Source organism: Halomonas sp. MMH1-48 (assembly GCF_022348105.1).
In the GTDB taxonomy this organism is placed as follows: Bacteria; Pseudomonadota; Gammaproteobacteria; order Pseudomonadales; family Halomonadaceae; genus Vreelandella; species Vreelandella piezotolerans.
Window position 1 is genome coordinate 1 of record NZ_JAKRFL010000002.1, and the last position, 23,650, is coordinate 23,650.

The window sequence follows — 23,650 nt, forward strand, 5'->3', positions numbered from 1 at the left end:
CGGCGGGAGCAGCTTCTTGAGGATGGCTTCCCGGCGCTCGTCGGAGTACTTCATCGGAACCTCGTCACGCCCCACATCGTTCAGAGTCTAACAGCCGCTGACACTCCAACTAGCTTGACAGTGGGGGCATGGCTAATGCCTGTTTAACAGAAACTTCTGCGGGTGAGCCATGAAAGACAGAAGTAAACTCTTCCAAAGAAGGAAAAATATATTCATATTCTTTTTGCAAGTCTGACAATCTATTTATAGATATAATTTTAGCAGTAGACTCAATATCTTCTAGGACTATTTCAGACCTACCATGCCCAGACGCTCTTAAGAAAGCCTCATTCAGTAAAACAATTATATCTCTTGGTCGATACAACGTTAATTTTAGTGCTATGCGAAAACCCTCACCTCCTTTTAATTCTCTTGCTGCATACTTATTCCAAACCCTTACATTATTCTCTACAGTAGGTTCAAAAGCCACACGCAAACGATTACATACCAAATTAAAAAGGCTGTACTCATCCCAATGCAACCTATGAGTTTGCCCTTCTATATTCCTTGTAAAATCAGGATCCAACTTCGATATTGCACGATAGATATTATCTCTCACAAAGGCAAAAGCTATCACCTTTCCGTTAATTTTATTCTTAATATCAATTACAGCTTGAACAAAACCATCAACAATTGCGACACCTAAATTATCTGGACTGTAACCTTCATCCAATTTATCTGCAAAAATGGCGTAACTTATATTTGACGTTTCAAGAGCCTCCGTCAAAACCTCCTCAATGAGTTCTAGCTCAAGAGCATCTGATAAATCAGCGATTCTTGACTGTGGAGTATCGGAATCCTTTAGAACAGACTTAAGCTTTGAGCGTATTTTGGAAGCAAGCCCCTTTCTTTTTGCACCCCACTCTTTCACATGCTCCCTAATAGGGCCAACATCTAGACTTTTTTGAAGTTTATAATGTGAAGCAATATCCGACACCACTTCCATATAAATAGCATAACGCCAAGCCATTTTTGTACCAGCCTTGACGTGCAAATAGTTATCTCCAAAAAGATTAAATATATCTCTGAGGCCTATAACTTGCTCTTCTTCTGGAGCGATACTAATGACTCTATACCTAGGCTTATTACGCCAGTGCTGAGATAGTTTATGCGCTAAAGCACTTTTGCCCGTACCTCTTCTCCCTACTATTATTGGCCTATCACAAGATTCAATAAGAGATTTATAGTCGGCGGACTCCCAAAAAGCTGTATTAAGCATTTTAATATCTTGCTCAGCTCTTACGTCACCAAGAACATTACCTTTTATCATTGACAGTCCTTAAAATGAGCTTTAAACAATAACGCTTCAATCATTATCTATCAGCTTAGTAAACAAGATAACAAACAAAAAAGCCACCCGAAATTCGGATGGCTTCAAAACTAATTTAAAGCTTACAAAATCACTCCCACTCAATAGTAGCAGGCGGCTTACTGCTCACATCATAGGTCACCCGAGACACCCCTTCCAACTCATTGATAATGCGGTTGGACACCTTCTCCAGCAGCTCGTAGGGCAGGTGCGCCCAACGGGCGGTCATGAAGTCGATGGTTTCGACGGCGCGGAGCGCGATGACCCATTCGTAGCGGCGGCCGTCGCCTACTACGCCAACGGATTTCACCGGCAGGAACACGGCGAAGGCTTGGCTGGTTTTTTCGTACCAACCGGCGGCGCGCAGTTCTTCGATGTAGATGGCATCCGCATCGCGCAGAATGTCGGCGTAGTCTTTCTTCACTTCACCGAGAATCCGCACGCCCAGGCCGGGGCCGGGGAACGGGTGGCGGTAGACCATGTCGTAGGGCAGGCCGAGTTCCAGGCCGAGTTTGCGCACTTCGTCCTTGAACAGTTCGCGCAGCGGCTCCACCAGCTTGAGCTTCATGGTTTCCGGCAGGCCACCCACGTTGTGGTGCGATTTGATCACATGCGCCTTACCGGTTTTGGAGGCGGCGGATTCGATCACGTCGGGGTAGATGGTGCCCTGGGCCAGGAACTCCACGCCTTCAATTTTGCTGGCTTCTTCATCGAACACGTCGATGAAGGTGTTGCCGATGATTTTGCGCTTGGCTTCCGGGTCTTTCTCGCCTTCCAGCTTGCTGAGGAACAGCTCTTCGGCGTCTACACGAATCACCTTCACGCCCATGTGCTTGGCGAAGGTTTCCATCACTTGGTCGCCTTCGTTCTTACGCAGCAGGCCGTTATCGACGAACACGCAGGTCAACTGGTCGCCAATCGCTTTGTGCAGCAGCGCGGCCACAACAGAAGAGTCGACGCCGCCGGAAAGGCCCAGCAGTACGTGGCGGTCGCCCACTTGCTCGCGTACGCGCTGTACTTGGTCTTCGATGATTTGCGCAGGCGTCCAAAGCTTTTCGGCTTTACAGATATCCAGCACGAAGTGCTCAAGAATCCGCTGGCCTTGCAGGGTGTGGGTCACTTCCGGGTGGAACTGTACGCCGTAGAACTGCTTCTCTTCCCAGGCCATGGCGGCAATCGGGCAGCTCGGGGTAGAGGCAGTCACGGTGAAGGTGTCGGGGGCTTTGGCGACTTTGTCACCGTGGCTCATCCATACATCCAGCAGCGCGTTGCCGGTCTCGGCGTCGACGTGGTCTTTGATGTCTTTGAACAGCGCGCTTTCAGCGTCCAGGCGAATCTGGGCGTAGCCAAACTCACGCTGGTTAGAGCCTTCCACCTTGCCGCCCAGCTGCTCGGCCATGGTTTGCATGCCGTAGCAGATACCAAATACCGGCAGGCCCATTTCAAACACGCACTGCGGGGCGCGGGGAGAATCCAGCTCAGTGACGGATTCCGGGCCACCGGCCAGGATGATGCCGTTGGGGTTGTATTCGCGAATCTCTTCTTCGGTGATGTCGAAGGCGCGGATTTCAGAGAATACGCCGATTTCGCGAACCCGGCGGGCGATCAGCTGGGTGTACTGGGAGCCGAAGTCGAGAATCAGGATCTTATGGGCGTGAATGTCACTCATGGCGGAGCCTCTATAACGCGGAACGGGCCGCATTGGCTAAAAAGCAAGCGGCGGGGCAATGCCCGCCGCCGTGTAACTTAATGCGCTGGTTAGCTCACCCGGTAGTTGGGGGCTTCTTTGGTGATCTGCACGTCGTGAACGTGGGACTCGTTAAAGCCAGCGCCGGTGATTTGTACGAATTCCGGCTTGGTGCGCATTTCTTGAATATCGCGGCAGCCGGTGTAACCCATGGAGGCGCGCAGGCCGCCCATCAGCTGGTGGACGATGGCGCCCATCATGCCTTTATAGGGCACGCGACCTTCGATGCCTTCCGGTACCAGTTTTTCGGCACCGGCATCTTTGTCTTGGAAGTAGCGGTCGGCGCTGCCTTGGTTCTGGGACATCGCGCCCATGGACCCCATGCCGCGGTAGGCTTTGTAGGTACGGCCTTGGTAAAGCTCGACTTCACCCGGCGCTTCTTCGGTACCGGCCAGCAGGCCACCCACCATCACCGCACTGGCGCCAGCGGCAATGGCTTTCGCCAGGTCGCCAGAGAAGCGTACGCCGCCATCGGCAATCAGCGGAATGTCGAATTCTTTCAGCGCTTCGGCCACGTTGGAAACGGCGGTGATTTGCGGTACGCCAACGCCTGCCACAATGCGGGTGGTGCAGATGGAGCCGGGGCCGATGCCGACTTTCACCGCATCTGCGCCTGCTTCCGCCAGGGCTTTGGCAGCGGCGGCGGTGGCGATGTTGCCGCCGATCACTTGAATCTGCGGGAAGTGCTCTTTGATCCAGCGAACACGATCGATCACGCCTTGAGAGTGGCCGTGGGCGGTATCGACGATGATCACGTCAACGCCTGCTTCGGCCAGTGCCGCGACACGGTCCGGGGTTTCCGGACCGGTACCGACGGCGGCACCTACCAATAGGCGGCCATCGCTGTCTTTGGCGGCCATCGGGTAAGTGCGGGCTTTTTCGATGTCTTGGAAAGTCACTAGGCCGCGCAGGTGGAAGGCGTCATCGACAATCAGCATTTTCTCGATGCGGTGTTCGCGCATCTTGGCTTTGCTGACTTCGAGTTCGGTGCCTTCCGGTACGGTGACCAGACGCTCACGGGGGGTCATGATGTCGGCCACGCTGTCGCCGTGGTTCGGCTGGAAGCGCATGTCACGCTCGGTCACGATGCCGACTAGTGTTTCGCCTTCCACCACCGGGAAGCCGGAGAAGCCGTATTCGCGGGCCATGGCCAGCAGGTCTTCCAGCTTGGCTTTGGGGCTCACGGTGACCGGGTCTTTGACGATGACGCTTTCGTGCTTCTTCACCTTACGCACTTCAGCAGCCTGTTGCGCCATGGTCATGTTCTTATGGATGATGCCAATGCCGCCTTCCTGCGCCATGGCAATGGCGAGACGCGCTTCGGTCACGGTGTCCATTGCAGCGGAAAGCAGGGGAATGTTCAGGAAGAGATTGCGGGTCAGGCGGGTTTTCAGGCTGACATCCTTGGGCAGAACGTCGGAGAAGCCAGGAACGAGAAGTACGTCATCGAACGTAAGCGCTTCTTGGGCCATACGTAGCATAGCGGCAACACCCATTGAGAAGTGGGAAGATGGGGCGTGGAAAGTTAATCGCCCATTATAACGTTTCGAGGGCCGCTCCAGCAACGCGGAGAGGCGGTTAGGCTTATACCAATTGCTAATGACGGTCAGCGTCAGCCGGGAATATGCGGTGAAGGGAAGCCTTATGAGCCGCGTTTGAGGTATCGTGACATCTACGAGAGAACCACCAAGGTCAACGATGGAACCAACGAGCACGGCACCCGCCCCCCAAGCGCTCTCCGTGAGCCAACTCAACCAGCGCGCCAAGCAAACCCTGGAGCGCGACGTGGGGGACGTGTGGGTAGAGGGCGAGCTTTCCAACGTCTCGCGTCCGGCCTCGGGGCATATCTACTTCACCCTGAAAGACGACCGGGCGCAGATTCGCTGCGCGCTGTTCCGTCAGCGGGCGCGCTTCGTGGCCGCGCCCATGCGCGATGGCGACCAGGTGAAGCTACGCGGACGCGTCTCGCTGTTCGAGCCACGGGGCGACTACCAGCTCATTGCCGAGGCGGTCCAGACCGCTGGCCTCGGCGAGCTGCTGGCGGCCTTCGAGCGTTTGAAAGCGCAGTTGGAAGGCGAAGGCGTGTTCGCCAATGCGCGCCCCCTGCCCTTGCCACCGCGCAAGATTTTGATTTTAAGCTCTGCTACCGGCGCGGCCATTCGCGACGTGCTGGCGGTGCTGGCCGCCCGCTGGCCGCTGGCGGACGTGACGCTAATTCCCGTACCGGTTCAGGGGGCCGATGCCGCCCCGGCGATGATCTCGGCACTCGGCCTGCTCAACCGGCAGGCGCGGTTAGACCCTGAGCAGGATGTGGTGCTGATCACCCGCGGCGGGGGCAGTCTGGAAGATCTCTGGGCGTTCAATAACGAGCACTTGGCGCGGGCGATTTTTCACTCCCGGCTGCCGGTGATGTCGGCGGTGGGCCATGAGGTGGATGTCACCCTGGCGGATTATGCCGCCGATAGGCGCGCGCCCACGCCTTCCGCTGCCGCCGAGCGTCTCGTACCCGACCAACACGCCTTGAAGCGCCAGCTCACCCAGGCAGAGCAGCGCTTACAGCGCGCCATGCAGGCCCGGTTAGAGCGAGATAGCCAGCGGCTAGACACCCTACGCGCTCGCCTTCGTCACCCCGGCGAACAGCTCGCCCGCCAGCGCCAGTACCTCACCGCGCTGCAGCAGCGGTTACACCGCGCCATACAACACACCCTCACCCAGCAAAAGGCGCAAACGGCCCAACTTACTCGCCGCCTTGCCAGCCAAGATATGAAAAGGCTGCACCGCGCCGACAGCGAACGGGTAAGCAGCCTACAGCGCCGCTTGGCCAATGCGATGCAGCGCCTGCTGGAGACGCGTCAAGCACGCCTACATAGCGCCGCCCGAGAACTCAACGCCGTCAGTCCGCTGGCCGTACTCGGGCGCGGCTATGCCATCGCTCAAGATGCCCAAGGCCAAGTCGTCCGTCGCGCCGACGACACCCAGCCTGGCCAGCGCCTCACGCTGCGTCTGGGCGAAGGACGCCTCAGCGTCGACGTAAAACGGCGCTACAAGAAGTAGCGCCGTGAACCAGGGACGAGCCAACGCAGCCGTTACGGCAGCGGTGGCTTACGCGTCTCGGACGTTTGCGTGGCGGTATTCGCCCCCGGTGTAGTGGGGCTGCTAGCAGGATGGGTAGCCGTGTTCGTACCCGCGCCCTGCGTGTTGCCTGACGCCGTGCTCGACCCCGCTAATCCCGGCTCGTTATGCTGGGTGGGGTTATCCTCGTTCTGGTGCCCCTCGTGGCGTTGCTCATGGGCGTGCTGCTTCACGGATTCTGCCGTGTCGTGAATTGCCTGCTGCGCTTTGTCCACTTGCGCCTCGCCCATCTTGGTCGCTTGGTCCATGGCATGATCACGATACTCACCCAGGGTTTCGTTCTCTTTGCGTGTCGTAGCGCTCAGGCTGGCCAGCGCCGCCCCCAGAGCAAACCCTAACGCTCCCACGACCAGTGGGTGCTCTTGAATGAAATCCGAAGAGCGGTCGCTGACATGATGAGCGCGCTCTTTCATGTGATCGATCCGCTGATGCGTGCCCTGCTGGGCGTGGGACATGGAATCGTGCATACGTCCTCCCATTTGGTGAGCTTTGTCGCTGAACTGCTGCGCGGCCCCTTTCGTGCTATGACCAATATGTCGGGCGCGCTCTTTGATGCCGTGGTCTGGTCCGTGTGAATCGCTGCGCGGGTCGTGCTGCCCGGCACTTGCACGCTGAGGCGACATCACTTCATCAGGAGGCGGTGGCGTGGCATGTACGTCAGTGGCATCGACGTGCGCAGAGCCACGCGGATGGGAGCGATGCGGTTGGCGCTGGCTAAGCATCAGCCAACCCAGGCCCGCGCCGGTAAGCAGCGTAGGCACGGGGTTCTGCTTGACGGTCGTGCCCAGGTTGGCAAAGAACTCATTGGCACCGCCGTGGCGCAGGTAATCATACGTGCTGTGCAGCCACTGTTCTGGCGAAAAGCGCTCTTCGATCTGATGCAGCGTGGCATCCAGCCGCTCGCGAGATTGATGAATCTCTTGCTCGATTTGGTCCGGATCGCGCTCTGTTTGGCGATGTGAACGTTCATCCTGGCTCATTTCACCTCCTCCTTGACGTGCTGCTGATGCTGCTTGGCCAGCGTTTTATCGCTGCGCAGGCTCTGCATGGTGCGGTTTGGCATGAGCCCCTGGGCGCGTAGTTTTTTGAGCCCTGCCTTGAGCATCACCACGCCCATCAGCGTGACCACGGCGCCTACCACTACGGCGCCCAGCCAAGGGCGAGTGCCCGGTGGCAGTACCTCGTTCAACAACATCACGAGCGCCGCCAACAGCGTCAACAAGCCAGCGAAGAGCACCGCACCGGCCGTCGCCACGGCGCCTACGCCTGCCATGGCCTGGTGAGTCTTCTCTGACATTTCGGCCTTGGCGAGCGCCGCTTCGCCGCGCACCAGGGCAGAGACTTCGTTGAGTAATGTGGATAGCAGCGTGCCTATCGAACTGCTTTTATGGCTTTCCGATTCCATTCTTGCTCTCCCGCTTCCTGCATGAAAAATGGTATGGGTGTCTGATGAACACAGGGGTTCAAAGCGTTTGGTCGGGCGCCTTGGATTCGGTTGACACATCGGACGACGATGCCTTGGCGGGGGAGCTGCGCAGAAAACGCGTGACTAAAAAGCCTGCAGCAATCGCGCCACCAATGAACATGGCGGGCTCACGGCGGCCATACGCTTCCGCTGAACGACACAGCGTGTGAAGGTCTTTATCGCGTAGCCGCTGGGAAAACCGCTCGGTATGGTCGGCAAGCTTCCTGGCCTGCTCGGAACAGAAGGGTTGCTCTTGGCGGTCGAACTCGTCAGCAGCGCGCTGCAATACCGAGCCGAAGGTGTGAGTGTGCTGCGCGACACTATCGCGCTGTCGGTCGAACGCGCTCTCGGCCTGTTCGCGGGCGGCCTCTTTCAACTCATCGGCGCTTTGCTGGCCTTTCTGCTTGAGCGTTTCGTGATCGTGATGGGGTCCTTGATCGTTCATGGTGACGTTCTCCGTGTCAGTGAAACTTCACCAGAACTATAGCGAGCCTGGGGCCCCTTTCCATGTCCATACCGCCGAATTAACCCAGCGCGACCCGGCCAGCAACAAAGGTTAAGTCAATAATGGTTAAAGCCATCTGGCTGGCTGCCCCCATAAAAAAAGACGCTGTTGAAAGCGCCTTTTTCAGTAACGGGATTGGGCTTATTTCTTATCCGACTCGTCATCGCTATCCGGGTTGACGTGGTGCGTATCGGGCATGGGGTTCGCATCGTCATGATGGTCGTCGCGCTGGTCTTTCTTTTGATCGTCTTTATCCGGAGACATAGTCCCTCCTACTCCTTGGTGGTCGAGCTTGGTGATCGAGAAAGTGGCTGTCTACATATGACTCTGGACAGGCCTCACTCACTATAGCCGCTGACACGTTGATTGCCATGCAGCACGGCAGGTCTCACAAAGCTGATCCAGCACCCAAAAAAACATAAAAAGCCATTTAAAACATAGAATTAAAAAAACCATAGCCGCCATATCCGTGTAGATGAGCAGTTTAAATAGCTTTTATTAATTCTGGCTATACATCGCCGCTGCTGTCGCTGCGTCGTTTGCCCTTCTCTTCGCCGTTGGTCTACGTTGAAAGCTCCCCGTCGACAGCCAGCCACCCAGGAGACGGGCCGCCCTGTCGACAGTTCGAAGCGATTCGTGCACACAAAGGAGTGACCGCACATGAGCGAACAGCAGCAGCCCCCACAGCATCAGGACAAGCAACCCGGCGACGAGTACGCCATGCGTCCGGAGCCGGAGTACATTCGCGAGAGCTATCGCGGCACCGACAAACTGCGCGATAAAGTGGCGATCATCACCGGCGGTGATAGCGGTATTGGCCGCGCCGTGGCCGTGCATTTTGCCCGTGAAGGGGCGGATAGCGTGATCGTGCACCTCAAAGAGACCAAAGATGCCGAAGAAACCAAGCGGCTCGTAGAGGCGGAAGGCCGCCGTTGCCTAGTGCTGAAAGGCGACGTGGCCGAGCCTAGCTTCTGCCGAGAGATCGTCGACCGTACCCAACAAGCGTTTGGCAAGATCAACATCGTGATCAATAATGCCGCCGAGCAGTACGACTGGGACGACATCACCGAGATCCCCGACGACCAACTGATGCGGACCTTTCAAACCAATATCTTCAGCCACTTCTACTTGACCAAAGCGGCGCTGCCCCACTTGAGCGAGGGCGATACGATCATTGCCACCTCGTCGATCAATGCCTTCAAAGGCAACGACACGCTGATTGACTACACCGCCACCAAAGGGGCCATTCAAGGCTTGGTGCGCTCTTTGGCGATGTCGCTGATGGAGCGTGGCATTCGTGTGAACGCCGTGGCCCCCGGTCCCATCTGGACGCCGCTGATACCCGCGAGCTTCGAGGACGATAAAGTGGCGGAATTTGGCAACCAAGTGCCGATGAAGCGCCCGGGCCAACCCAGCGAAATCGGCCCGGCGTACGTCTACTTGGCCAGCGAAGAGTCGTCGTATATGAGCGGCCAAACCATGCACTTGAACGGCGGCGTAATTCTCAATACCTGAGTAGCATTCCGGGGCGGCGTAGCCGCCCCAGCTACTCACCACTCACCTTTTTCCACTCACTCACTTTCATCCCGCCAGATTTTTCACCAGCACCTTGGACTTACGGGCGTGGTTGTAGGCCTCGCGTTTGAGGGGCGGCAGGTCGTCCAGGCTGGCGGCGCGGAAGCCGCGCTCGACGAACCAGTGGGCCGTATGCGTAGTGAGCACGAACATGTCGGAAAGCCCCCGCTGACGGGCGCGTCGTTCAAGGGCTTCGACTAGGCGCTCGCCGCGCTCGCCGCCCCGGTAGTTGCCGTGAACGGCCACACAGGCTAACTCACCCACGGTGGTGTCGGGGAAGACGTGCAGCGCCGCACAGCCGATCACCATACCGTCGCGTTCGATCACCATGTAATCGTCGATCTCGTGCTCCAGCCGCTCGCGGGAACGCGCGACCAGCATGCCACGCCGCTCTAACGGCTCCAGTAACTCGAGCAGACCTGCCACGTCGTTTAGGGTGGCGGGGCGAAGCTGCTCGTAGCGATGCTGGGTGATCATGGTGCCCACGCCGTCGCGGGTGAACAGCTCGCCCAGCAGCGCATCGTGGTTACGCCAGGAAAGTAGGTGGGTGCGCGCCACCCCTTCACGGGCAGCGGTGCAGGCAGCGTTGAGATGGCGTGCCAGCTCGCTGCCGGGCACGGCCTGCTGCAAGCGCGGTTCGGCTTCGAAAGGTGAAAGCTGGCGTAGAAGCGCGCCCTGCTCGTCCTCCAGACCGTCCGACTCGCCCAGCAGAATCAGCTTGTCTGCCTTGAGCGCCACGGCGGCGTGCTGGGCCACTTCAGAGGCGTCCAGATCGAACACTTCTCCAGTGCTGGAGAACCCCAGCGGCGGTAGCAGCACCAGCGAGCCTTTATCCAGCAGCCCTTCGATGGCGCTGGCGCGCACCCGGCGCACTTCGCCGCTATGGTCGAAGTCTACGCCTTCACGCACGCCCAGCGGCTTGGCGGTGACGAGGTTACCGGAAATCACGCTAAGCTCGACACCGTGCAGCGGCGTGCTGGGCAGGCCCAGCGAGAGCCGCGCTTCCAACCAGAGCCGCTGGTGAGCGGCCACCTGCTCCACATGAGCCATCACGGCGCGGTCGGCGACCCAGCGGCCATCGATGCGGGTAGGCTCGACACCGGCGGCCGTCAGCGCCTCGTGCACCTGGGGGCGAATGCCAAACACCACCACCAAGCGCACGCCCAAGGTGTGCAGCAGCGCCAAATCCTGAATGAGCTGCTCCCCTCGGCCAGACGCCATGGCTTCGCCTTCGATCAAGATGACAAAGGTTCGCCCCCGATGGGCATTGATGTACGGGGAGGCGTTACGAAACCAATCTACGAAGGGGAAACGAGTGTCCAAGGGCCGCTCTCCGGCAGCAGGTGAATGAAAGTGACGCTAGTTACTTTAACAGAGCACCAAAAACAGCGGCACCTTCTATTGCAACGATCTGATAAGAAGATCATCTGCAAAGAAGGTGCCGCTGTAGGTCAAACAGTGTCGTCTTGGCGTGCCGAACGTTTAACCAAACATGCCTTTGAACATGAAGAAGAACAGAATGGCCAAGCCCGCGCCAGCCGGCAGCGTGATCAACCAGGACATGGCAATGGTGCCAATCACGCGCAGGTTCAACGCCGCCATCCCGCGCGCCAAGCCGACGCCGAGAATGGCCCCAACCAAGGTGTGGGTCGTCGAAATCGGCAGGCCGGTACCCGAGGCGAGCACGACCGTGGTGGCCGCTGCCAGCGTCGCCGCAAAACCGCGGCTCGGGGTCAGTTCGGTAATGCCGGTACCGACCGTGGCGATCACTTTATGGCCGTAGGTCACCAAACCCACGACGATACCGCCGCCCCCCAACACCAATACCCACCAGGGCACCAGCGCGGACGCTTCGATTTCACCACCGGTTTGCACCACGCTGATGACCGCTGCCAGCGGCCCCACGGCGTTGGCCACGTCGTTAGAGCCGTGGGCAAACGCCATGGCGCAGGCGGTAAAGATCATCAGCACGCCAAACGCGCGCTCAACGTTGGCGTAGCCAAAGTGGTCGTTGGCGCTCTTTTCGAACTTGATACGGCGAAGCATCAGCATGCCGATGCCCATGATGACCAAGCCGATCATGATCGATAGCAGCAGGCTCTGGTTGAAGGTGAGATCGAGCCCCACGTGGGAGAGACCTTTGGTCAAGGTCACCATGGCAACGATGAACCCTACCAAGAACACGTAGCCCGGCACGTAGCGCTTGGCGGCCGTGAACGGGTTATTGTTCTCGAAGATCAGGTGGTGCACCGATTTGAACAGCACGAAGCCGATGGTACCGGCCAGCAGCGGGGAAACGACCCAGCTGGCAGCAATCGTGGTCACCGCGCTCCAATCGACGGTAGACGCCCCCAGACCGGCGACCGCAAAGCCTACGATCGCACCGACGATGGAGTGCGTGGTGGAGACGGGCCAACCTTTCACCGAGGCCACCAGCAGCCACGTACCGGCGGCCAACAGCGCCGCCAACATGCCGTACACCAAAAGTTGCGGGTCTTCTTGCAGCAGTTCGGGGTCGATGATCCCTTTACGGATGGTGTTGGTCACCTCGCCACCCGCCAGCCACGCGCCCAGGAACTCGAAGATCACCGCAATGATGATCGCCTGTTTGATGGTGATCGCTTTCGACCCCACCGAAGTGCCCATGGCGTTGGCCACGTCGTTGGCCCCCACGCCCCAGGCCATGAAGAAGCCGAACAAACAGGCCAGAATGATGAAGATGTCACCGTGCTGAGCAATAATCTGCATGAGTATCCCTTAGCGTGCGGTCAAAATCTGCAGGCGGCTGCCCACGCGCTCTGCGCGGTCAGAGACTTCACCGACCCACTCGATGATCTTGTAGAGAAAGATCACGTCCACCGGCGGCAGTTGGCTCTCCAACTCGAACAGTTGACGACGGATCGCCACCTGCTGGCTGTCGGCCTGATGTTCGAGGGTGTGGAGTTCGCGGATCATGTTCTGCATGACGTCGGAAACATTGCGACCAAAGCCGGACTCCAGCAGGTCTTTCAACTCTTCCAATGCTTGGCGCGCTTGGGCCACACACGCCACACTGGTACGCATGTAGTCACGCATCGGCTCGGCCAACACGTCGGGCACGCGCATTTTACGGCCCAGCATGATGCCGGTAATGTCGCGGACTTTGTTGGCGATCTTGTCCTGCACACTGATCAGATCGAGCAGGTCAGAGCGCGAAACGGGCAGGAACATGGTGTTGGGCAAGTTCAGCCGCAGCTCTGTCTTCAGGGTGTCGGCGTCGTGCTCTAAGCGCGTCACGTTCTCGCGCAGTTCTGCCGCCGTATCCCAATCACCGGTCAACGTGGCCTCGAAGAACGGGAGCAGTTGATCGGCACATTCATTGGCCTTGACGATGTGGGCCAGCAGCGGCTGGAATGGCGAGCGGCCAAACATCGCGGAAAAAGGGTTGGAGGTTACCATATAGCCTTTAGCCTGTTTTCGGGGAGCCTGGAAATGGCGGGCGCCAGTATAAAGAGTGCGCCCGCCGCCGTCATGAAAAGTTCATAATGTCATCAAAAATTAACCAAAATGTCACAATATCGAGGTGGCGATTGTCATGAAAGAGTCAACCAAAACGCCAGCTCCTACGGAAGTGGAGCTCAAGCTGGCCCTGCCCAGCGGTCAGTCGGGTGCGCTGTGCCATCATCCGTTACTGGTCGCGACGCCACCGCAACAGCAGCAGCTCGCCAACACCTACTTCGATACCCCCACAGGCGACTTGGCCGCCGCACGGGTGGCGGTGCGCCTTCGCACCATTGATCAGCAAGTGCTGCAAACCGTCAAAACGGCCGGCCAGGGCGGTGGCGGACTCTCCAGCCGACAGGAGTGGGAGTGGCAAGTTCCCTCCGCCGCTCTCGACCAGGCGGCGCTGGCAGAGCTGCCTCCGTTTCAAGGGGCGCTTGGCGATTGCATCGCAGCGCTGCGCCCGACGCTCAGCACCGATTTCACCCGGAAAAGCTGGCAGTTAGTGTGGCAAGACAGCGACATCGAACTGGTGCTGGACGAAGGAGAGATCGTCTGCGGCAGCGCGCGAGCGCCGATTCGCGAAGTGGAGCTGGAACTGAAAGCCGGTGCCCCGGCAGCGCTCTGGACGCTCGCCGTCGAGTTGGCGAGCCAAATAGCGCTGCGCCCCTCCGATACCAGCAAGGCAGCGCGGGGCAATGCCCTAGGCCACCAGCACTGGCCGCTGCCCGCCGCCAAGCGCCCTGCCGAGTGGCTGCACCGCGCCACCGTCGCGCTGGACGCCTATCATGATAGCGGCGACGCTGCGCATCTAAACGCCGCACGTCAGGCGCTGGATACGTTGGCCCAGCACCCCCAGCTCGATAGTGCAGCGCGCAGCGAGGCAGAAGCACTGCCCAACGCGCTGAATGCCCAAGGCATGCCGTCGACGACCTACGGCGTTGCTGCGTTAAATCTGGCCCGTCGCTTGGCCCACGAAACCGCGCTACGCTAACCACACTGCCCGATTGATGAAGCCGACTTCAGGATGATGCAATGAGCTTTCCCCTTACGCCCGGTGCCGACGGACTTCGCGCCCGGCTGTTTCACATTATTTTCGAATCCGATACGCCGGGGGCCAAGGCGTTCGACATTGCGCTCATCGTCGCCATCCTGCTGAGCGTGACGGTGATCTTGCTGGGCAGTATCGAGATCTATGCCGAACGTTACGGGCAGCTCTTCTTCTACGTAGAGTGGGCCTTTACGCTACTGTTCAGCCTGGAGCTGCTGGTCCGTCTTTACTGTTTGGAGCGCCCGACGGTCTACCTCAAGAGCTTTTATGGCATCGTCGATGTCGTGGCCATCATTCCCACTTGGCTGGTGCTGCTGGTGCCGGGCGCCCATGGGCTGGTGATCGTGCGAATTCTGCGCGTGCTGCGGATTTTTCGCATTTTACGGCTGATGGAATTCGTCGGCGAAGGTCGCCTACTGCTGGATGCGCTCAAACGCAGTCTGCGCCAGATTCTGCTCTTTTTTAGCAGCATTCTCATGGTCGTCACGCTGTTTGCCGCGCTGATGTACACCATCGAATCGCCCGAGGCGGGCTTTACCAGCATTCCCATGTCGATCTACTGGGCCATCGTGAGCATGACCACGGTGGGCTATGGTGACATCGTGCCCGCCACCCCCCTAGGGAAAGCCATCACCGTCATCCTGATGCTGATTGGCTACTCGATCATCGCCGTGCCCACCGGCGTGTTCTCGGCCCAAGTCATTCGTTCGATTCGTGAAGACCGCTACTCGGAAGAGGCCTGTCCTGGCTGCGGCCACGACCGTCATGAAAAGCGCGCCCGCTACTGCCTACGCTGCGGCACTTGGCTGGATGAAGATAGCGAAGACCCACGCAAGAAAGCGCAGAAAAAAGAGGACGACACTGACGATGACACACCAAGCGATTCGTAGCGCTCATGCCAGGAAACGGGGGCGCCATGCGCCCCCGTCGTCCGACACGTTTAGTATCCGTCTTGAAACGGGGTGATGTCGCCACGCCCTTCCCGCACGATTTTTGGCGGCAGTTCGCGCAGGTCGATCACGCTGGTGGGGTCGAGGTGGCAAGCACCGCCGTCGATAATCAAATCCAGATGAGCCCCATAGCGGTCGCGGATCTCCTCGGGGTCGCTCATCGGCAGCGCCTCACCCACAGGAATGAGCGTCACACTCATCAGCGGCTCACCCAGCGCGTCGAGCAGCGCGTGGGTAATCCGGTGGTCGGGCACCCGTACGCCGATGGAGCGGCGCTTGGGATGCAGCAATAGGCGCGGCACCTCGGTGGTGGCATCGAGAATGTAGGTGTAAGGGCCCGGGGTATGGGCCTTTAGCAGTCTAAATACGGCGTTATCCACCTTGGCGTAAGTACCTATTTCGGACAGGTCCGAACACACCAGGGTAAAGTTGTGCTTGTCATCCAGCGAGCGCAGCCATTTGATTTTCTCGATGGCTTTTTTTTCGCCTAGATGGCAACCCAGCGCATAGCCCGAGTCCGTGGGGTACGCCACCACGCCGCCTTTGCGAATGATCTCGGTGGCTTGATCGATCAGCCGCTTTTGCGGGTTTTCCGGATGTATCTGAAAGTACTGGCTCATCGATGACTCCTAGTCGGCAGAGGTGAGAGTGTTCTCTTCAGCGTAGCTGATTCAACCGCTTAACACCCACGGACCAGCATGCCACTGGGGGCATCGCGCAGATGAGCCAAGCGAGGATGCTGCCAAATCGGCGGCGCGGCGGTACGGGGTACCGGGCTCATGCTGCCTGGGGCGGCATGGCTGCCGGGAAAGTGGAAGTCGCTACCCAGTGAGGCGTATAGCTCGCGTTCGACGAGCTGGCGCGCAAGGTCGCGGGTGGTGTCCGGGTTTTGCTGTCCGCTCACTAGCTCCACCCCTTGGCCTCCGGCGTCCATGAAGCTATCCATTAGCAGACCGCGTTTCCGCCGAGTAAGCCCGTAGCGTAGCGGATGAGCCAGCACGGCCACCCCGCCAGACGCCACGACCCAACCCACCACTTCGCTGATCTCCGGCCAGTGGGCTTTGACATCGCCCTTCTTTCCGCTGCCTAGATAACGTTTGAACGCGCCGGCCCAGTCGGCCACCACGCCTTCCGCCACCAGCGCCCGGGCAAAATCGGGCCGCCCGAGCGGCCGATCGCTGCCCGCCTGGGCGCGGGCTTTTTCCAGCGCATTGGGCAGCCCCATCTTTTCTAATCTTGCGGCGATCACGTCGGCACGCTGGATGCGCGCCTCGCGCTGGCGCTCCAACCCCTCGACCATCGGCCCCTGCAAGCCGCCTGGCATCAGCGCGACCACATGGATGCCGATGCCCTGCCAGCGAGTGGATAACTCGCACCCAGGCACTAGGCAGAGCCCCTGCTGCTGGGCGGCGATGCTCGCTTCCGCCACCCCCGCCATAGTGTCGTGGTCGGTCAAGGAGAGGTGGGTGACACCGCGTTCGGCACACAGCGCGACCAGCTCGGTAGGCGAGAGCGCACCATCGGAAGCGGTCGAGTGCATGTGCAAATCCACCGTGTAACGCTGGTCGGCATCGAAGGCGGCGGGCAGTGCCGTCGCAAGAGCATTAGGAAGTAGTGGCATTAGCATGACGCCGTGTGGCGAGTTTGTCAGAATAGGCGTGTACAACACGAACAGGCTCGCCATGGTGCGCGCTAACCGGGGTGCGGTCAATGTATTGACCTTGGCGACAACGTCGCCACGTCCCCTGCCTTCAAGGAGTTATCCCCATGCTTTATGCCATTATCAGCGAAGACGTTGCCAACAGCCTAGAACGCCGCCTGGCGGCTCGCCCTGACCACCTTGCGCGTCTGGAAGCACTGCGCGACGAGGGGCGGCTCATTTTGGCAGGCCCACATCCCGCCATCGATGCCGATAACCCCGGCGATGCAGGCTTTAGCGGCAGCTTGGTCGTGGCGGAATTCGACAGTTTAGAAGAGGCGCAGGCATGGGCAGACGCCGATCCTTACATCATCGCAGGGGTCTATGCCAAGGTAATCGTTAAGCCATTCAAAAAAGTTTTGCCTTGACGCTTTGGGGCGAGTATGAAGGGTCCGTCCGCTTTTTCACAGAGCCTGTGGAAAACTCTGTGAAAACCCGGCGGACGCTTTTCTATAAGCCAGAGATAGCGCCCCGATGGACAAATTGATCATTTTTTAACCAACCATTCATTACCCACGGATGCCCGCGTGACACAACGCCCTGCTCAAGCTCCCACCCTGCCGCCACTGGCGGCATTGAGCGCCCCACAGCTCACTTGGAACGACACATCACCCCACTCGGACGCCTTCGACGACGTCTATTTTTCCCGTGAGGATGGCCGTGCCGAAACCGAGCACGTGTTTTTGGGAGCGAACCGGCTACCCGAGCGCTTTGCGACGTGGCAGGCATCGCGGGCGTTCGTGATCGGCGAAACGGGCTTTGGCACTGGCCTCAATATGCTCTGTGCGTGGGCCTGTTTCGAGCAGCACGCCCCAGCCGACGCACGGCTGCACCTGTTATCCACAGAAAAATTTCCGTTGAGCCGAGAAGCATTGACGCGCGCGCTCAGCGCCTGGCCCTCGTTGGCGAGTTATTCACAGGCGCTATGTGCCCTCTGGCCAGACGCGGTCAGCGGTATTCACCGCTTACATTTAAGCGAGCGTGTCACCCTCGATCTTCACTTTGGCGACACCACCGAACGGCTCAACCTGCTGGACGGCCAAGTGGATGCCTGGTTTCTCGATGGCTTTGCACCGTCGAAAAACCCGGATATGTGGCAACCCGAGTTGTTCGAGGCCATGGCCGCCCGGTCTCGCCCGGGGGCGACGTTTGCCACCTTTACCTGCGCGGGCATCGTCAAGCGCGGCCTGAAAGCGGCGGGCTTTCACTGGCAGAAAGTACCGGGGTTTGGCCGCAAGCGAGAGATGCTGGCTGGTGGCATTGAAACACCCCCAACCGATGCGCGGCGCAGCGCAACGCCCTGGTTCATGCCCCCCACTCACCGCGACGCGCACCATGTGGTGGTGATCGGCGCGGGCCTAGCGGGAAGCAGCGTGGCGGCGGCGTTGGCCAAGCGCGGCAAACGGGTGACAGTCATCGAGCGCGACGCACCAGGCGCAGGCGGCTCCGGCAACCGCCAGGGGGCGCTCTATGTGAAGCTGGCGGTAGATACCAACCTGCAGAGCCGGTTCTATTTAGCGGGGCTTCTGTATAGCCAGCGCCAGTTTGGACAGCTGGCGTCGGCTCATCCACAGGAGCCGCCGCTTTGGCAGCCGTGCGGCGTCGTGCAGCTGGCGCTCAGCGATAAAGAGGCAACGCGCCAACGCCGCTTCATGGCCCATCACCCGCTGCCCGCCTCCGTCGTGTCGGAACACACCGACACCACACTCAGCGAGCTGGCGGGCGTGCCGGTCTCGGCCTCCCAGGGGCTCTACTACCCACAAGCGGGATGGGCACGGCCAAAACGGCTTTGCGAGCAGTGGTTGCAACACCCCCGCATTACCGTGCAGCAGGGCGACGTCACCGGGCTGGCACAGACATCGGGACAGACACCGAGATGGCAGGTCGCGCTGGCCAATGGAGAGAGGCTACAGGCCGACCACGTGGTGATCGCCACGGCGTCGCTGGCCAATCGGTTTACCCAAACCGCCGAATTGCCGCTGCAGCAGGTTCGGGGCCAGGTCAGCGAGCTAACGCTGCCAGAAGGCACCCAGACGCCGGATAAAGTAGTGTGCGCGGGAGGCTATGTGTCGCCGCCCATCGAGAACGTACTGACCTTTGGTGCGAGCTTCGTTCCCAACGACGCGACGAGCCACGTCATCGACGAAGAGCACCAGCGCAATATCGACGAACTGCGCCAGGCGCTACCAGAGTGGGTGGCCGCGCTTGAGGCCTCCGGCGTTTCATTACGCCCAGAGTCGCTGGAAGGCCGGGCTGCGGTGCGGGCGGCCAGCCCCGATAAAACCCCATACGCGGGGCCGGTGCCCAACGCGGCGGCATGGCAGAGGGACTATGCCGTGCTGCGCAAGGATGCCTCGAAAGTGCCGTCCATCCCCGGTGAACACTACCCAGGGCTGTGGATATCCACCGCGCATGGCTCCCGAGGACTGGCCAGCGCGCCGCTATGTGCGGAAGTCATTGCATCGCGCCTTTGCGATGAGCCTCTACCCGTCGAGCAGCCGCTGGTGGACCATCTTCATCCAGGGCGGCGGCTGATCACCGCGCTGGTGCGGGCTCAGTAGTCGCCCTCTTCCTCGTCATCTGCCAGCTCTCGCCCAAACGAGCGCCACTGGGCGAGAGTCATCACCTCGGTCATCTCGAGCTCTAGGTCGTGGGCAATGATCAGCTCGTGACGGTCAAGCTGCTGCTTGAGTTCGGCGACCCAGCCGCTCATGCCTTCGCCGGTATCGGTGGTGTCATACCCTTGGCGGGTGACGAAGGCTTCCAATAGCGCGGTGAGGGTGTCCGGCGGCAGCATGCGCGCCGGGACTTCGATAAAACGGCTCATTCACTCTGCTCCCAGGCGGCCAAGCGCTCGATGAACGTGGCTTCGTCGATCACCTCGACCCCCAGCTGTTCGGCTTTGGCGAGTTTGCTACCCGCTGCCTCGCCCGCCACGAGGCAGGTCGTTTTCTTGGAGACACTGCCCGCCACTTTGGCGCCTAACGCTTGAAGCCGCGCTTTGCCTTCGTCGCGGGTCATGCTGTCCATCGTGCCGGTCAGCACCCAAGTCTGCCCCTCCAGCGGCGTGGGACCTTGCGTCACCTCGGCCTCTTGCCAGGTCACGCCCGCTTCGATCAACGCTTGCAGCGTCTCCAAGTTATGGGGCTGGCGGAAAAAGGTGTGGATATGCGCAGCCACCACGGGGCCCACGTCATTGACGGCCTCCAGCGCCGCCAGATCGGCCTCTTGTAACGCTTGCAGCGTACCGAAGTGGTTGGCCACATTGGCCGCCGTGGCCTCGCCCACCTCACGGATGCCCAGCGCGTAGATGAACCGCGCCAGCGTGGTCTGCTTGGCTTTTTCCAGTGCATTGACCAGGTTGGTGGCGGACTTTTCGCCCATGCGCGGCAGGCTCTTCAACGGATCGACGCCAAGGTGGAACAGATCGGCCGGGGTTTTCACCCACGCCTGATCCACCAGCTGTTCGATCAGCTTCTCCCCCAGGCCGTCGATATCCAGCGCTTTACGGCTGGCGAAGTGTTTTAGCGCCTCTTTACGCTGGGCGGCGCAGTACAGCCCACCGGAGCAACGGGCCACGGCTTCGCCTTCGATACGTTCGATATCCGAACCGCACACAGGGCAGTGATCTGGAAAAACGATCGCCCGGGCGTCCGCCGGACGCTTCTCTTCATCCACGCGCACGACCTGAGGAATGACGTCGCCCGCGCGGCGAATCGCGACCGTGTCGCCAATCATCACGCCCAGGCGACTAATCTCATCGGCATTGTGCAGCGTGGCATTCGAGACCGTCACCCCGGCAACGGTGACCGGCTCCAACCGGGCGACCGGCGTAATGGCGCCGGTGCGTCCCACCTGAAACTCCACGTCGTTTAGGGTCGTGACCTCTTCCTGAGCGGGGAATTTGAACGCCACCGCCCAACGCGGCGCGCGGGCAACGAAGCCCAGCTCCCGCTGATGGCGCAGGTCGTCGACCTTGATCACCACGCCGTCGATGTCGTAGCCCAGCTGATCGCGCTTAGCACCGAGCTGCTCGCAGTAGTCCGCGACGGCGTCGGGGCCTTGCAGCGTGGTGAGCTCTGTACTGGTGCGAAAACCCAAGGTGGATAAACGGGACATCAGCGTACTGTGGGTGGTGTCGCCCAAGTCGGGCTCCAAGCGGGCGGCTTGGTACGCGTGAAACTCCAACGGGCGGGTCGCCGTAATGCGCGGATCGAGCTGGCGCAGGCTACCGGCGGCGGCGTTACGCGGGTTGGCAAACACCTTACTGCCCTCCTCTCTGGCCCGCTCGTTGAGGGCTTCGAACCCGGCATGGCGCATGATCACTTCGCCGCGCACTTCCAGTAACTCAGGCACCTGCTGGCCCATGAGTTTGAGCGGTACCGAGCGCAGCGTGCGCAGGTTGGAGGTGATGCCCTCCCCGGTGCGGCCATCGCCCCGCGTCGCGCCGCTGACCAGTACGCCCTGCTCATACACCAGCGACACCGCCGCACCATCCAACTTAGGTTCGCAGCTAAACGCGATCTCACTGGCTTGGCACTCCAAACGCTCCGCAACGCGCTCGGCAAAGGCCGCGATGTCATCACGGCTAAAGGCGTTATCCAACGACAGCATGGGTATGGCGTGGGCGACTTCGGGGAAGCCCTCTGCCGGGGCGGCACCGACTCGTTGAGTGGGCGAGTCGGGGGAGATCAGCTCGGGGTGCTCGCTCTCTATCTGTTTCAAGCGCTGCAGTTTACGGTCATAGTCCGCATCGGTGAGCGTGGGTTCGTCCAGCACGTAATAACGGTGATTGGCATCATCGAGATCGGCGCGCAGCCGGCTGATCTCTTCCAACAGAGTGGGGTCAGGCTGACTCATTCAGAGATTCCGAAGACAGATAAACGGGTATTCAGTAACAAAAACACCCGCCTTCCAGAAGAAGGCGGGTGTCAGCGCAGTGTGGCGGTTAACGCGCCTGCAGTTGGCGATGCAAACGGTGACGACGTTCGAATTCATGCACCCGCTGACGGGCAAACTCGATGGTTTGTGCCGTCATCACGCTACGGTTTTCGTCTTTCAATTCACCGCCCATATGGCGAACGACGACCATGGCGGTCTCTACCATCGCCTCGAAGGCGGCAGAGCTATCCACCGCGCCGGGTAGCGGCATCAGGAACGTAATACCGGGTGTCACGAACTCGTCCATCTCTTCGATGGGGAACGTGCCGGGCTTGAGCACGTTAACCATGGAGAACTGCAGCTCGCTGTCCGGGCTTTCCGTTTCGAAACGGTGAAATACGCCCATGGTACGGCTATAGCGCAGCCCGCATGCCATGATGAGTTCGAGCAGCTTACCGCCATCGAACCCGTCCGGGTCACGGGAAAGAACGCTGATCACCACCATCTCGTCGGCATTGGCCAACGTCTCTTTGGCGTGCTCGCCGTTCACATCGTGACGTAGCGCTTTTTCCAAGGTCGGATGGGCGCGAACCACGTTATCTTGTGCAGCGTAGGTCGCTTCCAGCTCGTCATCGACGCCTTGGTAATGCTCATCGTAATGTCGTGCGCTGTCCTCATATTCATCCCATACGGGCGCCGACTGTGGGGCCTCCTGTTGGGCGGCTGCTTCATAGGCAGCGGCCTCCCGGGCTTGAGCCTTCTCTTGTGCGATACGTGCTTTTTCCGCTTCAGCAGCCTGCTTGGCTTCACGGCGCTGTTCGGCTTCCAGCGCTTTACGCTCGGCCTTCTGCTTGGCTAATGCTTCGGCGCGTTTGGCTTTCTCGGCCTTTTTGATCGCTCTCTCTTTACGGCGCTCGATGATGCGGCGTTTGAACGAGCGTCCAATACCTTCGAAATCGACCAAGCGGTACTCGTCGATTTCGTCGTCGTCCAGCTCACGGTCGCCAACGGTCTCATCACGCAGTTGCCGACGTTTGGGGGCGTCAGCGGCGTGCTTGGCAAAAACGGCGTCCTCTGGCTCAGCGCGCAGCACCGGTTCAGGAGTCGGTGTCGGCTCATCGTCCGCGGCTTCTTTCGCTGCGGGCGCTTCGGCTGTCTTAGGTATGTCAGGCTGGGTGGCTGGCAGCTCATCGGCCGGTGCCGTTACAGCGGGCTCTTCGGCCGAAGCGCTCATGGCAGGTGCGCTGCTGGAGGCCTTGACGGGGTCAGGCGTTGCGGTTGCCGCAGGCGTTGGCTGAGTCGCCGCAGGCATTGGCTGGGTCGGCTCTGCATCGACAGCCACAGACGGTGCGGGTGCCGTTACCTCTGCGTCGTCTTTGGCAAACACACTCGGCTCGCGACGGAGGTCTGGTTTCACTTCTTGAGTTGCCGCATGCCGTTCGGCAGGCGCGGGGGCAGCAGGCTCGGGACGAGACGTGGTTTTACTAGAGGGTTTACTGAACGAACGACGGAAATCCGACAGCACTTTGGAAGGGCCAGGGTGCTCTTGGCGTTTGAGTTTGGGCTTTTGCCCCAGCCCGCTATAGTCGGCGGGTTTGACGACCCGAGCACCGCCATTGGGCAGTTCCCAATTGATCTCGGCTTCTTTCGCCTCGTCGTCTAACTCTTCCAACTTCGCGGTAGGCAAATCTTTTACCGCTTGGTCTAGCCGGGGCACACGACGCTGACGCTGGAGCCTACGCACGCCGTCAACAACGATCAGCGAAACCAGAGCCAGTCCTAGAATGATTAACCACTCTCTTAATTCCATGTCGAGC

21 protein-coding genes are annotated in these 23,650 nt (G+C 59.8%); 6 read left to right on the forward strand and 15 right to left on the reverse strand.

Features of this window, described 5'->3' with window-relative positions:
* Positions 1-109: 109 nt before the first annotated feature.
* The 3 genes from MHM37_RS02105 to guaB all read right to left on the reverse strand — a co-directional run bounded on the left by MHM37_RS02105 (position 110) and on the right by guaB (position 4,576).
* A complete protein-coding gene (locus MHM37_RS02105; RefSeq protein ID WP_239295905.1) occupies positions 110-1,309 on the reverse strand; it encodes a hypothetical protein in 1,200 nt (399 codons plus the stop codon).
* A 130-nt stretch (positions 1,310-1,439) separates the two neighbouring features.
* Positions 1,440-3,017: a glutamine-hydrolyzing GMP synthase gene (gene guaA, locus MHM37_RS02110; protein WP_239295904.1), complete on the reverse strand. Its 1,578-nt coding sequence runs from the start codon at positions 3,015-3,017 to the stop codon at positions 1,440-1,442.
* Positions 3,018-3,106: 89 nt separating this feature from the next.
* The gene (gene guaB / locus MHM37_RS02115) at positions 3,107-4,576 is read right to left on the reverse strand and encodes an IMP dehydrogenase (RefSeq protein WP_159341276.1); all 1,470 of its coding nucleotides are present in this window, start codon (positions 4,574-4,576) and stop codon (positions 3,107-3,109) included.
* 217 nt (positions 4,577-4,793) lie between these two features.
* Between guaB and xseA the strand changes: the two genes are divergently transcribed.
* Positions 4,794-6,149, forward strand: a complete 1,356-nt coding sequence (xseA, locus tag MHM37_RS02120) for an exodeoxyribonuclease VII large subunit (RefSeq protein WP_239295903.1) — start codon at positions 4,794-4,796, stop codon at positions 6,147-6,149.
* 32 nt (positions 6,150-6,181) lie between these two features.
* On the opposite strand, the gene MHM37_RS02125 is transcribed toward xseA, so the two are convergent.
* The 4 genes from MHM37_RS02125 to MHM37_RS17070 all read right to left on the reverse strand — a co-directional run bounded on the left by MHM37_RS02125 (position 6,182) and on the right by MHM37_RS17070 (position 8,461).
* Entirely contained in the window at positions 6,182-7,207 is a 1,026-nt protein-coding gene (locus MHM37_RS02125) for a DUF3618 domain-containing protein (protein ID WP_239295902.1), read from the reverse strand.
* Positions 7,204-7,632, reverse strand: coding sequence for a phage holin family protein (locus tag MHM37_RS02130; protein WP_239295901.1), 429 nt, complete (start codon positions 7,630-7,632; stop codon positions 7,204-7,206). Before MHM37_RS02130 ends, MHM37_RS02125 begins: the two co-directional genes overlap by 4 nt.
* Positions 7,633-7,690: 58 nt before the next feature.
* The gene (locus MHM37_RS02135) at positions 7,691-8,137 is read right to left on the reverse strand and encodes a hypothetical protein (protein ID WP_239295900.1); all 447 of its coding nucleotides are present in this window, start codon (positions 8,135-8,137) and stop codon (positions 7,691-7,693) included.
* 201 nt (positions 8,138-8,338) lie between these two features.
* On the reverse strand, positions 8,339-8,461 hold the full coding sequence (locus MHM37_RS17070; protein ID WP_255303816.1) for a hypothetical protein: 123 nt from the start codon (positions 8,459-8,461) through the stop codon (positions 8,339-8,341).
* 396 nt (positions 8,462-8,857) lie between these two features.
* Here MHM37_RS17070 and MHM37_RS02140 point away from each other — a divergent pair, with 396 nt between their 5' ends.
* Complete coding sequence (locus MHM37_RS02140) at positions 8,858-9,712, forward strand: SDR family oxidoreductase (protein WP_139525169.1); 855 nt, start codon at positions 8,858-8,860, stop codon at positions 9,710-9,712.
* 66 nt (positions 9,713-9,778) lie between these two features.
* On the opposite strand, the gene argA is transcribed toward MHM37_RS02140, so the two are convergent.
* From argA to MHM37_RS02155, 3 genes are all read right to left on the reverse strand, one after another.
* A complete protein-coding gene (argA, locus tag MHM37_RS02145) occupies positions 9,779-11,095 on the reverse strand; it encodes an amino-acid N-acetyltransferase (RefSeq protein WP_139525168.1) in 1,317 nt (438 codons plus the stop codon).
* Positions 11,096-11,254: 159 nt separating this feature from the next.
* Positions 11,255-12,520 carry an inorganic phosphate transporter gene (locus MHM37_RS02150; RefSeq protein ID WP_239295899.1) on the reverse strand — a complete coding sequence of 422 codons (1,266 nt, stop codon included), beginning with the start codon at positions 12,518-12,520 and terminating at the stop codon, positions 11,255-11,257.
* Positions 12,521-12,529: 9 nt separating this feature from the next.
* A complete protein-coding gene (locus MHM37_RS02155) occupies positions 12,530-13,210 on the reverse strand; it encodes a TIGR00153 family protein (RefSeq protein WP_139525166.1) in 681 nt (226 codons plus the stop codon).
* A 136-nt stretch (positions 13,211-13,346) separates the two neighbouring features.
* Here MHM37_RS02155 and MHM37_RS02160 point away from each other — a divergent pair, with 136 nt between their 5' ends.
* Both MHM37_RS02160 and MHM37_RS02165 read left to right on the forward strand, forming a co-directional pair.
* A complete protein-coding gene (locus MHM37_RS02160) occupies positions 13,347-14,246 on the forward strand; it encodes a CYTH domain-containing protein (protein WP_239295898.1) in 900 nt (299 codons plus the stop codon).
* Between the two features lie 41 nt (positions 14,247-14,287).
* Positions 14,288-15,193 (forward strand): ion transporter, encoded by a 906-nt coding sequence (locus tag MHM37_RS02165; RefSeq protein ID WP_239295897.1) that lies wholly within the window; start codon positions 14,288-14,290, stop codon positions 15,191-15,193.
* A gap of 50 nt (positions 15,194-15,243) precedes the next feature.
* Here MHM37_RS02165 and MHM37_RS02170 read toward each other — a convergent pair whose 3' ends face one another.
* Positions 15,244-15,873, reverse strand: a complete 630-nt coding sequence (locus MHM37_RS02170; RefSeq protein ID WP_219862974.1) for an L-threonylcarbamoyladenylate synthase — start codon at positions 15,871-15,873, stop codon at positions 15,244-15,246.
* A gap of 59 nt (positions 15,874-15,932) precedes the next feature.
* Positions 15,933-16,874 carry a PHP domain-containing protein gene (locus MHM37_RS02175; protein ID WP_239295896.1) on the reverse strand — a complete coding sequence of 314 codons (942 nt, stop codon included), beginning with the start codon at positions 16,872-16,874 and terminating at the stop codon, positions 15,933-15,935.
* A 146-nt stretch (positions 16,875-17,020) separates the two neighbouring features.
* Here MHM37_RS02175 and MHM37_RS02180 point away from each other — a divergent pair, with 146 nt between their 5' ends.
* Positions 17,021-17,320 (forward strand): YciI family protein, encoded by a 300-nt coding sequence (locus MHM37_RS02180; protein ID WP_139525161.1) that lies wholly within the window; start codon positions 17,021-17,023, stop codon positions 17,318-17,320.
* Between the two features lie 159 nt (positions 17,321-17,479).
* Positions 17,480-19,513, forward strand: a complete 2,034-nt coding sequence (mnmC, locus tag MHM37_RS02185; protein WP_239295895.1) for a bifunctional tRNA (5-methylaminomethyl-2-thiouridine)(34)-methyltransferase MnmD/FAD-dependent 5-carboxymethylaminomethyl-2-thiouridine(34) oxidoreductase MnmC — start codon at positions 17,480-17,482, stop codon at positions 19,511-19,513.
* Here mnmC and MHM37_RS02190 read toward each other — a convergent pair.
* From MHM37_RS02190 to zipA, 3 genes are all read right to left on the reverse strand, one after another.
* Positions 19,507-19,779 (reverse strand): YheU family protein, encoded by a 273-nt coding sequence (locus MHM37_RS02190; RefSeq protein ID WP_139525159.1) that lies wholly within the window; start codon positions 19,777-19,779, stop codon positions 19,507-19,509. The two genes, mnmC and MHM37_RS02190, sit on opposite strands and share 7 nt — an antisense overlap.
* Positions 19,776-21,812, reverse strand: coding sequence for an NAD-dependent DNA ligase LigA (gene ligA / locus MHM37_RS02195; RefSeq protein ID WP_239295894.1), 2,037 nt, complete (start codon positions 21,810-21,812; stop codon positions 19,776-19,778). Before ligA ends, MHM37_RS02190 begins: the two co-directional genes overlap by 4 nt.
* 88 nt (positions 21,813-21,900) lie before the next feature.
* A complete protein-coding gene (gene zipA / locus MHM37_RS02200; protein WP_239295893.1) occupies positions 21,901-23,643 on the reverse strand; it encodes a cell division protein ZipA in 1,743 nt (580 codons plus the stop codon).
* Positions 23,644-23,650: the final 7 nt, after the last annotated feature.

Excerpts from the sequence above, each read along its gene's own strand:
- MHM37_RS02105 (WP_239295905.1), bottom strand. The coding sequence starts at position 1,309 with ATGATAAAAGGTAATGTTCTTGGTGACGTAAGAGCTGAGCAAGATATT.
- guaA (WP_239295904.1), bottom strand. The coding sequence starts at position 3,017 with ATGAGTGACATTCACGCCCATAAGATCCTGATTCTCGACTTCGGCTCC.
- guaB (WP_159341276.1), bottom strand. The coding sequence starts at position 4,576 with ATGCTACGTATGGCCCAAGAAGCGCTTACGTTCGATGACGTACTTCTC.
- xseA (WP_239295903.1), top strand. The coding sequence starts at position 4,794 with ATGGAACCAACGAGCACGGCACCCGCCCCCCAAGCGCTCTCCGTGAGC.
- MHM37_RS02125 (WP_239295902.1), bottom strand. The coding sequence starts at position 7,207 with ATGAGCCAGGATGAACGTTCACATCGCCAAACAGAGCGCGATCCGGAC.
- MHM37_RS02130 (WP_239295901.1), bottom strand. The coding sequence starts at position 7,632 with ATGGAATCGGAAAGCCATAAAAGCAGTTCGATAGGCACGCTGCTATCC.
- MHM37_RS02135 (WP_239295900.1), bottom strand. The coding sequence starts at position 8,137 with ATGAACGATCAAGGACCCCATCACGATCACGAAACGCTCAAGCAGAAA.
- MHM37_RS17070 (WP_255303816.1), bottom strand. The coding sequence starts at position 8,461 with ATGTCTCCGGATAAAGACGATCAAAAGAAAGACCAGCGCGACGACCAT.
- MHM37_RS02140 (WP_139525169.1), top strand. The coding sequence starts at position 8,858 with ATGAGCGAACAGCAGCAGCCCCCACAGCATCAGGACAAGCAACCCGGC.
- MHM37_RS02150 (WP_239295899.1), bottom strand. The coding sequence starts at position 12,520 with ATGCAGATTATTGCTCAGCACGGTGACATCTTCATCATTCTGGCCTGT.
- MHM37_RS02155 (WP_139525166.1), bottom strand. The coding sequence starts at position 13,210 with ATGGTAACCTCCAACCCTTTTTCCGCGATGTTTGGCCGCTCGCCATTC.
- MHM37_RS02160 (WP_239295898.1), top strand. The coding sequence starts at position 13,347 with ATGAAAGAGTCAACCAAAACGCCAGCTCCTACGGAAGTGGAGCTCAAG.
- MHM37_RS02165 (WP_239295897.1), top strand. The coding sequence starts at position 14,288 with ATGAGCTTTCCCCTTACGCCCGGTGCCGACGGACTTCGCGCCCGGCTG.
- MHM37_RS02170 (WP_219862974.1), bottom strand. The coding sequence starts at position 15,873 with ATGAGCCAGTACTTTCAGATACATCCGGAAAACCCGCAAAAGCGGCTG.
- MHM37_RS02175 (WP_239295896.1), bottom strand. The coding sequence starts at position 16,874 with ATGCCACTACTTCCTAATGCTCTTGCGACGGCACTGCCCGCCGCCTTC.
- MHM37_RS02180 (WP_139525161.1), top strand. The coding sequence starts at position 17,021 with ATGCTTTATGCCATTATCAGCGAAGACGTTGCCAACAGCCTAGAACGC.
- MHM37_RS02190 (WP_139525159.1), bottom strand. The coding sequence starts at position 19,779 with ATGAGCCGTTTTATCGAAGTCCCGGCGCGCATGCTGCCGCCGGACACC.
- ligA (WP_239295894.1), bottom strand. The coding sequence starts at position 21,812 with ATGAGTCAGCCTGACCCCACTCTGTTGGAAGAGATCAGCCGGCTGCGC.
- zipA (WP_239295893.1), bottom strand. The coding sequence starts at position 23,643 with ATGGAATTAAGAGAGTGGTTAATCATTCTAGGACTGGCTCTGGTTTCG.